Source organism: Paenibacillus sp. NPDC058367 (assembly GCF_042723305.1).
Classification (GTDB): Bacteria; Bacillota; Bacilli; order Paenibacillales; family Paenibacillaceae; genus Paenibacillus_AQ.
This window is the reverse complement of sequence record NZ_JBHXIZ010000001.1, coordinates 451,133-463,477: the sequence shown is the minus strand read 5'-3', so window position 1 is coordinate 463,477 and position 12,345 is coordinate 451,133. Positions and strand designations below refer to the sequence as shown.

10 protein-coding genes and 1 other annotated feature are annotated in these 12,345 nt (G+C 40.9%); of the genes, 6 read left to right on the top strand and 4 right to left on the bottom strand.

Annotated features, from left to right (window positions below):
* Window positions 1–120: 120 nt before the first annotated feature.
* A complete protein-coding gene (gene trpS / locus ACFWMP_RS02115; RefSeq protein WP_379421794.1) occupies window positions 121–1,116 on the bottom strand; it encodes a tryptophan--tRNA ligase in 996 nt (331 codons plus the stop codon).
* A 102-nt stretch (window positions 1,117–1,218) separates the two neighbouring features.
* Window positions 1,219–1,507, bottom strand: a binding site (T-box leader).
* A gap of 203 nt (window positions 1,508–1,710) precedes the next feature.
* Between trpS and ACFWMP_RS02110 the strand changes: the two genes are divergently transcribed.
* The gene (locus ACFWMP_RS02110; protein WP_379421793.1) at window positions 1,711–2,136 is read left to right on the top strand and encodes a hypothetical protein; all 426 of its coding nucleotides are present in this window, start codon (window positions 1,711–1,713) and stop codon (window positions 2,134–2,136) included.
* A 56-nt stretch (window positions 2,137–2,192) separates the two neighbouring features.
* Here ACFWMP_RS02110 and ACFWMP_RS02105 read toward each other — a convergent pair whose 3' ends face one another.
* Window positions 2,193–2,561: a winged helix-turn-helix transcriptional regulator gene (locus ACFWMP_RS02105; protein ID WP_042187569.1), complete on the bottom strand. Its 369-nt coding sequence runs from the start codon at window positions 2,559–2,561 to the stop codon at window positions 2,193–2,195.
* A 225-nt stretch (window positions 2,562–2,786) separates the two neighbouring features.
* Here ACFWMP_RS02105 and ACFWMP_RS02100 point away from each other — a divergent pair, with 225 nt between their 5' ends.
* The 3 genes from ACFWMP_RS02100 to ACFWMP_RS02090 all read left to right on the top strand — a co-directional run bounded on the left by ACFWMP_RS02100 (window position 2,787) and on the right by ACFWMP_RS02090 (window position 6,195).
* Window positions 2,787–3,323: a sigma-70 family RNA polymerase sigma factor gene (locus tag ACFWMP_RS02100; protein ID WP_379421792.1), complete on the top strand. Its 537-nt coding sequence runs from the start codon at window positions 2,787–2,789 to the stop codon at window positions 3,321–3,323.
* On the top strand, window positions 3,316–4,437 hold the full coding sequence (locus ACFWMP_RS02095) for a DUF4179 domain-containing protein (RefSeq protein ID WP_339803122.1): 1,122 nt from the start codon (window positions 3,316–3,318) through the stop codon (window positions 4,435–4,437). Before ACFWMP_RS02100 ends, ACFWMP_RS02095 begins: the two co-directional genes overlap by 8 nt.
* Before the next feature lie 186 nt (window positions 4,438–4,623).
* Window positions 4,624–6,195: an ABC-F family ATP-binding cassette domain-containing protein gene (locus ACFWMP_RS02090; protein ID WP_076299403.1), complete on the top strand. Its 1,572-nt coding sequence runs from the start codon at window positions 4,624–4,626 to the stop codon at window positions 6,193–6,195.
* Here the strand turns inward: ACFWMP_RS02090 and ACFWMP_RS02085 are convergent.
* Together ACFWMP_RS02085 and ACFWMP_RS02080 are read right to left on the bottom strand one after the other, a co-directional pair.
* Entirely contained in the window at window positions 6,176–8,002 is a 1,827-nt protein-coding gene (locus ACFWMP_RS02085; RefSeq protein ID WP_379421791.1) for a cache domain-containing sensor histidine kinase, read from the bottom strand. The genes ACFWMP_RS02090 and ACFWMP_RS02085 overlap by 20 nt on opposite strands.
* 6 nt (window positions 8,003–8,008) lie before the next feature.
* Window positions 8,009–9,637 (bottom strand): response regulator, encoded by a 1,629-nt coding sequence (locus ACFWMP_RS02080; protein ID WP_379421790.1) that lies wholly within the window; start codon window positions 9,635–9,637, stop codon window positions 8,009–8,011.
* Between the two features lie 294 nt (window positions 9,638–9,931).
* Here ACFWMP_RS02080 and ACFWMP_RS02075 point away from each other — a divergent pair, with 294 nt between their 5' ends.
* Both ACFWMP_RS02075 and ACFWMP_RS02070 read left to right on the top strand, forming a co-directional pair.
* Window positions 9,932–11,323, top strand: coding sequence for an ABC transporter substrate-binding protein (locus ACFWMP_RS02075; RefSeq protein WP_042187580.1), 1,392 nt, complete (start codon window positions 9,932–9,934; stop codon window positions 11,321–11,323).
* A gap of 125 nt (window positions 11,324–11,448) precedes the next feature.
* Entirely contained in the window at window positions 11,449–12,345 is an 897-nt protein-coding gene (locus ACFWMP_RS02070; RefSeq protein WP_427468745.1) for a carbohydrate ABC transporter permease, read from the top strand.

The following is a 12,345-nucleotide window of genomic DNA, read 5'->3' as shown; positions in this document are numbered from 1 at the left end:
AAGAGCCGCTGTCCAATGTGACGCTGGATGATGAAGAGTCAATAATTGTTTCTAAAAAAAACGCCAGAGCTCTCTCCAATAGAGAGTCCGGTGTTTTTTTATTGCCCTTAGAGATCAGTTTTATTTTGAAAAATAATTAAGGCCGATAGCCTCGCGTACTTCGGACATCGTTTCTTGAGCAATATCGCGGGCACGCTTAGTTCCGGATAATAAGATATCCTCAACAACCTTGGGTCTGGCAGCATAATAGGAGCGACGCTCACGCATTGGTTCAATTAGCTGGTCTAGAGCTGTCGTGATAAGCTGCTTACAGGCTGAACAGCTTATACTGCCACTTTCGCAGCTATCGTGAATTTCTGGGGCGCCATGCGAACGAACAGCACGATGATAAGCATAAATGGGACAAATATCTGGATGCCCAGGATCATTTTTATGAACACGGGCTGGATCAGTTGTGGCTTTACGGATCTTGAAGGTGATCTCTTCTTTCGTAGAGTCCAGCTCGATAGCATTGCCGAGGCTTTTACTCATTTTAGCATTGCCGTCTGTTCCTACTAGTCTTGGCGTCTCGCTGATGAGCGCTCTGGGCTCCACAAGGATGGGGCTGTACAGTTCGTTGAATCTACGTACGATTTTGCGGGTCAACTCCAGATGGGGAAGCTGGTCTTCTCCTACAGGAATAATCGTCGCTTTACAAAAGGTTATATCCGCAGCCTGGCTAACTGGATAACCTAGAAAACCATAATACAATTCATCTAAGCTGGAATTTTTCGATTCGGCTTTAATCGTGGGATTATGCCGTAAAGAATTCACAGTAACAAACATGGAGAATAGGACGGTCAGCTCAGCGATCTCTGGAACCATAGATTGAATAAATAGGGTGGATTTATCTGGATTTATACCCGCCGATAAATAGTCCAGTGTGATTTCATTCAAGTTTTGACCAAGGTATTGAGGCCGATCAAAGTGAGTCGTTAGGGCTTGAATATCTGCTAGAAACACAAAAGTATCATATTGCTCCTGTAGAGTCACTCGGTTCTGTAAACTGCCCACGTAATGGCCAAGGTGCAGCTTTCCGGTCACTCGATCTCCAGTTAATACACGTTCTTTTATCATTTGAATTCCTCCTGTTTTGTCGCTTCTGATTAATATTGAGTCGCCACCACCAGCCATCATCCATGGCCATCACCTCCTTAAAATAGCAAAAAAACCTCATCCAATAAGGACGAAGTTGTCGTGGTACCACCTTAATTGATCGTGTTACCATACGTTTCGTTGGCTTTACGATCTTCTCTTACCTGTACGAAAGAGGGTTAAAGATAATCTCGGGTACAGGTCCCTTGATAACGGCGGGAACCCCGGCTATCCCTACAGCATCCTAGAGAGATGGTTCGGAAGAGCAACTCAAAAGGCCATTCGATCAAGCGCTGGACACCGGTTCGCAGCAACCACCGGCTCTCTGAAGTCCATGTTCGTTTGTCTACTTACCCTTTTTCAGCGTTGTTCATGATATTTGGGTAATTGTAATTCTGATAAGTGAGTTTGTCAATAGGTGGAAATTAGAGGATGATATTCGAAGTATCTAGGTTTTATAATCTAGTAAAAGTATAACTTAAATGTATATAATCATCAGGAATTAAGTCCAATCTATCATTGCGGATTCACAATATAATAATGTATAACCTTGTAATTGGAATGGAGTGATGATAAATGGCGACAAATATAAGTTATGGTTCACAGGCAAAAATCCCTTTAGACCCGTTTAATGCTGTTACAACGGTTGCAGGGATTCCTGGAGTTGGAGCGGGTCTTGCCACAGCGCAAGTAAATATTAGCCCAGCTAACCCAGCTTCTTTCTCTAGTAGAGTCGAGTTAAATGGTAGTTTTAGTCTTACTGCACTTGCTGATAGTCAATTTCTTGTTTTAATCCGACGTGCAGGAGTCGATATTTATAGCTCCTTTTTTCGTTTTACTACAATTACTGATATTCAATTAAATGTTCAGTGGGTTGATGGTCCTTATATTGGAGTCCACAATTATGAATTGGTAATTCAAAATGATAGCAACTTACCTATAAATCTATTTGGCCCCATATCATTCACAGCAACTGCTATTGGAGGAGACGGAGTAATTTAAGTTAAGGACAGTTAAATCAATCTGATTTAACTGTCCTTATTTTCATAGGGTAAAATTTATTTATTTAAAATGTTGTCCTCTAAAACAGCATATTTATCGCCATACTGCTTAATGATATGTTGTTCTCCCCAATTACATAGAGAAGTTAAAATGTCGCTTAAACTATCACCATACTCACTAAGCTCATATTCCACTTTGGGTGGAACCTGATTGTATACGATCCGGTTGATAATTCCATCGGCCTCAAGTTCGCGTAGTTGCTGGGTTAACATTTTTTGAGTAATTCCGGGCATTAACTGTTTTAGTTCCGATGTTCGCTTTTTGCCATGAGTTAAATGACACAAAATTACACATTTCCATTTCCCTCCAATTACTTCGAGTGTGGCCTCAACAGAAATATTGTATTTTTTCTTGATAGTTGTCATGATATCCTCCAATGTATGGGTACTTTTTAGTACCTATGGTACTTTTAAGTGCGTACTGTTGATTATGTCCAATTTTACTTATCATAACATTTATCGTTCTTTTTTTATAGAATGTTATAATTTTAAGTGCTCAGTCCCAAAAAAAGTTAATACAAATAAAAACCGTTTCTATACCCTCCCCGTCTTAATCTATGAGAGGTTTAGGAGAGGGGGCTAAGGAAGGATATGACGATGACTAATGCAGAAATGAAGAAGGTAACGATTCTTGATTCTCGGGGCGAGACGGATTTCTACGATTCTATATTGGTACATAGAGAACAGCTATACAGTATTGCCTATAGCTACTTGCGTAACCGGAATGATGCGCTTGAAGCGATGCAGGAAATGACTTGCCGGGCCTGGATCAAAAGAAAAACGTTAAAGGATCCAAAAGCGTTTAAATCATGGATCATTCGGATCCTGATTTATGTCTGTATAGATGAACAAAGACGTAGAAAGCGTTCCATGCCGCTTGTTGACGAGAGAATAGGAGAGCAGATTACGCACATTGGCCATCATCGGATGGAAATGCTGTGGGCACTTGAACAGGTTAAACCCAAGTATCGCCATGTGCTGCTGCTTAAATACTACAACGATATGACCTTAAATGAGATTGCTAAAATACTGGATAAACCTGAAGGAACGGTCAAGACATGGCAGCATAAAGGACTCAAGCAGTTAAGAACGATCATTAAGAATCGGGGTGATTGGAACCATGAGTAGTCAGGAGGAGCTTGCCATGTTAATCGATGCTGAACGAATCCCACAGGAGCAAAAAATGGAGAGTGCGGCCGCACAAATCTATGCCATTCAAGCAGGACTCGAACTAGGTAAAAAGCGCGGAAAAAAGCTAATGTTCGCTAGAAGCGCTATGGCTGTACTGACTGCATCTGTTTTGATTGCAGGTTTACTCTTCTTCAATCCAACCCAATTGATGCCACAGCAAGCCTCTACCAGTATTGAATCAAGTGATTGGGGTGTGTTGGAACCTTTTAAGAAGCTGGCTGAATCTGATGTTGATGCCCTTACGTTAGAATCTGCAATTCGAAACGATTATGTGCAAATCGTGAATAAGAGCGCTGAGAAAAACGGATATAAGATCACTCTAAATGCTGTAATCGCTGATGAAAATAAAATTATACTGCTATATACAGGGACTACAAGTGATGGTCAGGAAATTTACAATGTGAATAGTGTATGGCTGACAGATGCTGTGACGGGACAAAGTGTAGTGGATAAAAATGGGGGTAGAGGTGGGATGGGTTTACATGCTGTGGATAGTATTTATACATGGCTCGGAAAAACTATCTATCCACTAGATAAGGATAAAGCATTTCCAAAAGAGGTGGTGGCGAATTTTCAGATCACTTCAGTGGATCCAGGAATGTTAGCAAAACCAAAAACGGGAACGGATCTAGCTGACATGCGCTATTCTGATCGTTTAAAGGTGAGCTTCGCTATTGATCCAAAATTCTGGGAACAGAAGACCGAGACAGTAGTTATAAATCAGCCTTTTATGATTGACGGACATGAAGTGAATCTTGCGCAGGTGGAGCTATCTCCTTTAAGTATAGTAGTTAAATTTACGTTAAGTGAGGCATTAAAAACCGATTGGGAGATCAGGAATGAGTTATTTGGAAAGACCCCCAGTGAGTTGACATCGCGGGTTGGGAAGCTCGAATTGAAAAATAATTCGATTGGCGGAAGTGGCAGTGAGGACGGATTTATAAGTAACTTTAGCAGTAACGTATTGGATCATCCAAAATTCATTCGTTTGAAGCTTGATGCGGGGCCTGATCGCGAGAAAGAGGAGTATATTGATATCTTGAAAAAATAAGCAGCAAGTGATGAGAGTGAGAATGTGCTGGGATTCGTAATGCAGAAAAAGGTCCGCTGACAGCGACCTTTTTTTGTTTTCTAGAAGATTAAATATGATTATAAAGTCCTTTTTAAAATAGTGCTATAATAGCTCTTTGAGTGTTCTGAGCTGTATTTTGATCTATATGAACTAGGGGTGATAGGTTTGAGTGTAATCCGTATGGAGAACGTAACTAAGAAATATGAGAATACTTTGATTTTTCGAGATATATATTTTCGAGTTAGCAAGGGTGAACGGATTGGGTTAATCGGACGAAATGGTGCGGGGAAGTCTACTGTATTTAAACTGATGATGGGAAAAGAGGAGCCAACAGCAGGGAAAGTAGAGTTAGATCCCAATGTGAAGATCAGTTATTTCTCTCAATTCTCGGAGCTTTCCGGGGCCTTGTCTGTACAGCAAGAGTTAGAATTGTGCTTTGAGCAGGTAGCGCTTATCGAACAGGAGCTTAACCAAATCGGGGAACAGCTTGGACAAGTGACGGATGATGACCAGATGAATACACTTTTAGAGCGGCAAGCGGCGCTTTTTGAACAAATGGATCATTTGGATGGCTGGAATGTATCTGTAGAAATCAACACTGTTCTGACGAAGTTGGGGTTCAATGAAAGATCACGACATCAACCTGTAGATGAGTTATCGGGAGGCTGGAGGAACCGTGCAGCACTGGCTAAAGTCTTAATTGAAATGCCCGATGTCGTATTGCTCGATGAGCCTACTAACTTTTTGGATATCGAAGGGATCGTATGGTTGGAGCAGTGGCTTCACCGTTTTAATGGGGCGATGATTCTCATCTCCCATGACCGGCAATTTATTGACAGAGTAGTCACGCGGACGATTGAAATCGAGAATTATCATTTTCAGGAATATGAAGGCAATTACACCGACTATGTTCGTAAAAAGAAGATGCGCAAAAAGGTGCTTGATCGTCAATTCGAGTGGGAAGAAGAGCTTCTACTTATGGAGTCTGAAGCCATTGAAACCCGCGGGAACAAAAAGTCCCCGAAGGATCGTCTATCACGTAAACTGACAGATATGAAAAAGCGTGTGGAGCCTCATCCAGTGAACGTACTGATCACCGATATCTACAGTAATTTACGGTTTCCGGACAAGCTAGGTGAAGTGAAGGGAATTGGACAAAGCTATGATGGTCGGACGATATTCCAGAACATTAGCTTCGATATTCAAAAGGAAGATCGGATAGCTATTGTGGGGCCTAACGGAAGCGGAAAGTCGACACTCATAAAGGTATTGACTGGGCAAGAAGAGCCTGAAACGGGTGGTGTGACTTGGGAACGTGGGGTCAGCTATGCGTACTTCAATCAGATGTGGGACGAACTCGATGTTAAGGATACAGTCAGTCATGCCGTAAATGTGTATGGGCTGGGACTCGATGCTCCGCGGAAAAAAGTGAATAAATTTCTATCGATGCTACAATTCTCGGAAATGGATCTGAGCAAAACGATCGGCAGTCTGTCAGGTGGACAGCAGGCCAGAGTAGCGTTAGCGAAATGCCTTCTCTCTGGCGCGGCTGTCATTATTTTGGATGAGCCAACGAATCATTTAGATTTGACGAGTATTCAGGTGATGGAGCAGGCACTCATTCATTTCCCTGGAGCCGTAGTTACCGTCAGTCATGACCGCTTCTTCATCGATAAAATTGCAACGAAAATGCTTACCTTCGATCCTGAAGCAGGAATCACTGAGCAGAATGTTTAGGATTAGCTGGCAGTCGGATGATCACGGTCGTCCCTTCACCTACTTGACTGGTGATTTCGATCCCATAGGGTTCACCAAAATGAAATTGAATACGATCATGAACATTTTTTATACCAATATGATCTTCATCTAGGGTGTCTGATGGTTGAGAGAGACGAAGACGTAACTGTTTAAGTTTCTCTTCATCGATACCAATTCCGTTATCTTTAACGATAATTAGCATGTCATCCCCCGAAATCATCGAGGAGACTTCAAGGAGACCCGGTTCACTTCGACACTCCAGTCCATGGACGATAGCATTCTCAACGATGGGTTGAAGGGAAAAGTGCATGACTTTAATTATTTCGGTATTAGGTTCTAGATGTTCAATATATTGAATTTTGTCCCCGAAACGTAATTGTTGAATTTTTACATACAGCCGGACGTGTTCAAGTTCTTCTCGCAGGGTTACGGTTATCTTTCCGGTCTGGATATGAATCCGAAACAATCTACCTACAATCCCAACCATTTCGCCAATCTCTCTTTGCCCATTAATGATGGCTTTCATTTGAATAGATTCAAGTACATTCGCAAGGAAATGTGGATTGATTTGGCTTTTAAGGGCGCCGTATTGAGCTACTTTTTGCTGTGCTTTGGCCATAGAAGATCGCTCGATATAATTTTGCAGGTCTTTCACCATTTTTCGGATTCCATTGTATAGAACACCAAACTCATCTTGACGATTACTATACAAATCCACATCAAAGTTCCCCATTCCCACCAGCTTAACCTTTCGGCTTAAAAGAATAATAGGCTTAGTGACACGCTCCGATAGGATATACATGAATAAGATCGCAGTGACAAGCGACAAGAGCGCTAATGTTAAAATGATTTTTCCAAGAAAAGTGGCTTGCTTAGTCATCTCTTTTTCATCTATATACTGAATGACCTTCCAGTTGGAATAGGGAGACGTAACAAAGTTAATGTACGAGTCTTTATCGTCAAAAGTACCATAAAAGCTTCCCGTATCATTGTTCATGAAAGTATTAAGCGCCTGAGGTTCTATAGGGATAGGTTGTAAAGGTGAGGTCTCCATGATATCTGAGCTGTAAACACTACCGCCCTTATCGTCTAAAATAATGAATTTTCGTTTGCTATTCTCCGAGAGCTTTAAGATTTCACGTAATGAATCCAATCGGATATCGATTAACATGACGCCAATGGGCTGCTTGCTTCCTTTTTTATTAATGACTCGGGCAATAGAAATGACGGATTGTTTGGAATTGGTACGATAGAAGGGGACATGGCTGCCAAATAGAATCACTCCGCCTTTTTTCTGCTGGGTCTGTAAATACCAATCCTCCTTGGTATAATCCTTCACATCATAATCCGCACGATTGAAATTGGCAGAATAGAACACACGTGATCCCGAAAAAATCTGCACACTATCGACATTTTTAATCGTCATCTCAATCCCGCTGATGAAATGCTCAATCGTATTTCCATACTGAATATTCAGGTCATTTCCGACGTCGTCTTTATGGATCGTCCAGTGCTCAAGTGCGGTTTGGAGCTGGCTATCTACCTGTGCGTTCAGTGTACCTTTATCAATACTTTGAAGATATTGGTCAATATTGAACGAGAGGTTATTAAGGATCAGATTTGAGCTGCTCTGGTATTCATTTTTGACGGCTTGGTTTGAAAAGATATAGATGATTGCGGATATGATCAGGAGTGGAATGGTAATGGTCAGGATCATCAGCATGAAAATTTGACGATTGACATGTCGCATCCGGTAGCGTCTCTTTGGTTGCTCAATCTGCATCATTTTAGGTCACCAGCCTGATTGTTTTCTATAGTCTGATGGGGTCATGTTGGTGATACTTCGGAATGTTTTCACGAAATGCTTATAGCTTTTGTAACCACACATCGTACAGACATCGGTCACTAGAATCTCCGGTTTTTTTAAGCATTCCTGCGCATATTCCATCCGAATCTCGGTTACAAATCGCATGTAGTTCTTATCGAGTTTCCGCTTGAACAGGCGACTTAAATAAGACGGATTATAGAAGAATCGATCTGCTACCATCTGCAGAGTCACTTCTTGATCAATATTCTCTTTAATGAAGGATTTAATATGCTCGAATATGATCACATCCTGTTGGTGGTTGTGTGTCAGTCCTTCGGTATAAACAATCCCCAAATGAATCATCCACCTGCCAAGCCAGTCAAAAAGCGTCTCAAGCGAATCAAAATCATCCGCAAAGGTAAGGTTCAGGAGCTTTTCGCTGTACACACCTTCGATATGGATGTGGTTTTTATTGGCGAAGCGGATTATAACACTTATGATTTCCTGAAGAAATGCGAGCCAGTAATCAGGAGAAGAGACATCGGTTTTACTCAAAATATCTTGAGCCAGGCGATGCATCAGCTGGAGCGTTTCTATTTCGTTAGAACTTTCGATACAGGAGATCATCCGTTTCTTATCATTCTCATCTAGTTGAATTAGGGATGGTTTCTGAGAATTTGAGTTTTCTATCCATTGTGGCACATAGAATAACCTGCAATCTCTCATGTAAAAGCGTTGATATAACATTCGATCGGAATCGTGCAGCAAAGTATGTATTTGTGCAGGGTTCTCCGTCGTCTTACCTATAACTAGATAGAGGCCTAGATGATGTTCTAGCGTAAGCGCCTTCAGATATTGATCGATTCGTATCTGTACTTGAGTTTGAAGAGGGAAGTTGTCAGTAGAAGACGGAGATCCCAATACAATAAGACCATAGAGCTTTGTTTTAGATGAATATGTAAAAATAGAGTGCGGTGTAGAGGCATGGAGATACTCATCCACTGCATTATGAATGAACTTCTCCGCATATTCTCTCATCCATAGGGTGGATTGCGTGCGCGTTTCTCTCATAGGAATGCCAGTCAAAACAAAGGGGAGATAAAGATAGTAGTTACTGTTGAAATTACATAGTTCATGGATGATAGCATCATCTATTACTGAATGTTCTTCCTCTAGCAACAGCTTTACAAGCTCTGCCCCTTCCAGATTAGAACGTTTTAATCGGTCTTTCCGCTTTAGATGAAGCTTGTTCATACAGTTTTGTATTACTAGAAGGCTTTCTTCATATTCCAAAGGCTTAAGCAAAAAAGCATGTACATTCCCTACTTGTATAGCCTTCTGAGCGTATTCGAAATCGTTGAATCCTGTCAAAATGATAAATAATGTATCAGGAAGCAGATTGCGAATCTGTTCAATCATTTGAAGCCCATCCATTTCTGGCATCCGGATATCGGTGATCACCAAATCGGGCTTCTCGCGCAATGCGGTGGCCATACCTTCTTTTCCATTTTCTGCTTCAATAATGCTGTGAACCCCGAGCTCCTCCCAAGCAAAGTAATGTTTTAAGCCCGTTCGTATTAATGGTTCATCCTCTACAATCATTAGTTTGTACATGAAATCCCTCCGGAAGACTAGAATTATAGTGGATCACTCGTAAGAAAATACCATTAGATGTAAGATTAAAAGGGTTACATTAAGGCGAAAAAGTAAAAAAATATAAATTCAATTGTTAATAGGCGGAATATGTAATGTATTATAACATTGAAGAGGGGTGGATTGAAGGGATATGTCAGAAATGAACCCTAAAAGTAAAAGGAGTGGGATTCTCCTAGATTTACAATTGATTTATGATTAGCGCAAGGAATGAGAGCAGTACTTTATTCCACAAAAAATAATTGGGGGTAGCACATGAAAGCAATGAAAAAAGGGCTAATGAGTATTGTTGGTGTCGCACTTTTAGGTACACAGTTAGTTGCATGTGGAAATACGAACACAGCGAATTCAGCGGTTACACCAAGTAATAATGCTGACAAGACAGAGCCCGCAGCAACTGAGGCTGCTGCTAAACCAGTAGAAATTACTTGGTGGAATTTTCCGAGCTTTCAAGCTTTAGATGGTGAAGTAGGCAAGTATGAGAAGGAAATCATTGCAGCTTTTAATGAGAAGAATCCTGAAATTAAAGTAAACCTTGAGATGATCACCTTTGAAGGCGGCCCTGAAAAACTGAATGTCGCAATTGCTTCTAATACCGCACCTGATGTGATCTATGATGCACCTGGACGGATTATCGATTGGGGTAAAAAGGATTTGCTTGCACCGCTTAACGACATGGTGACTGATGAAGTGAAGAATGATATTTCAGAAGCTTTTTGGAAGCAGTCAAGTGTAGGCGACAACATCTTTATGTACCCGATTAACACTGCGCCTTTTATGATGGCTGTTAATAAGTCTATTTTTGAAAAGATTGGCGCTCTAGATTTACTACCTTTGGATAAGGAAGATAGAACTTGGACGTTTGAAGAATATAAAAAGGCATTGGAAGCTGTAAAAGAAAAGGCACCGGACGTTATTCCTACAGGATTCTTCGCGAAGAGCCAAGCTGGAGACCAAGGCACTCGCGCTTATCTTGCTAACTTAGGTGTATCCCGATTCTTAAATGAAGATAACTCAGCAGTCGCTATCAATACTGATAATGCTGCTAAAGCGTTAGATTGGATTGTCCAAGCTACGAAAGATAAACTCAGTGTCTCTGGTGCAGCTTCACTTGCGGCTGCTGACGTGAACGATTTGTTCCTGCAAGGTAAATTGGCCTTTACACTTAACTATTCCGCTGTACTAAAAGCACAGAACGTATCTAAAAAAATGGTACAGTTCGAAGATATTCTCCTTCCATTCCCTACACTAGATGGTTCGGAACCAAAGCTTGAACCGTATCTGGGCGGTATGGCTGTATTTAACAATGGGGATGAAGCTAAGATTGCAGCTTCCAAAAAGCTGATTGATTTTATTGCTAATGATCCTGTATGGGGTAAGAAAAACTTGATTCAAACAGGCGGACTCTCGGTTCGTAATTCTATTACTGGTCTTTATGACGATCCAGAGTATAAATACGCTGAATATGCACGTAAATTTACGACAGATGCACCAACGATTGCTGATGGATATGCAGATATTCGTACGTTCTGGTTCCCTGAATTACAACGTGCTTTAACTGGAGGCGCAACCGGCAAGGAAGCTTTGGATAGTTTTGCTACAAAGGCTAACGAAGCTATTACTAAAGCAAAAGCAGCTATGAAATAAATAGTGAATGGTGTTCAAAAGAATAGAGTGCGGGAAGCACTCTATTCTTTTTAAAAAAATGAAAATTTTAAAGCTACGCACCTATAAATATCATTACTTTTCATCAGAGAAATGGGGAGAAGGTTGTGGGGACAACGGTACGCAAAATTAAAGGTTATGTGATACGTGACTGGATGATGAGTTATCTTTTCTTATTACCAGCGTTTGGATTTTTTCTTCTGTTTGTAGCCTACCCAATGATAAAAGGGGTTTATATTAGTTTCTTTGATTACTCGCTGAGAGATTTTAGTTTTATTGGTCTCGATAATTATATTTCATTATTTAAAGATGATAATTTCATGAAGTCCATGGGAAATACTTTATTACTCGTAGTGATCACCGTACCGATCGTGATTATCTTTTCACTGTTTGTATCCATGAATATTTATAAGAAAAAAGAGTTTGCTAGATCGTTTTTCCGCGGTGTGTTCTACTTGCCAGCCGTATCTTCGGTCGTAAGTATTACAGTCGTTTGGGGCTGGATTTACCATCCCAACTACGGAATTCTGAATTATTTGACGGGTTTATTTGGAATGGAGCCTGTTTCATGGCTTGGGGATACAAGAACCGCATTACTTGCAATTATCGTGGTCTTAATAACGACTTCTGTAGGGCAACCGATTATTTTGTATGTGGCCTCCATTGGTAACATTCCTACCTCTTATATTGAAGCCGCAGAGATAGATCGAGCAACCCCTTGGCAAATTTTCCGGAAAATATTATGGCCGATGCTGATGCCAACGAACTTATATATTATCGTGATTACCACGATTAATACCTTTCAGTGTTTTGCACTGATTCAACTCCTTACCTCAGGTGGACCTGTATATAGTACTTCAACTGTTATGTACGGTGTATATGAACAAGCATTTATGCTAGGTCATTTCGGATATGCCTCTGCAATGGGCGTCATACTCGCAATTGTAATTGGGATCATTTCAATCATTCAATTCAAATACTTTGGCAGCGATGTTGAGTATTAA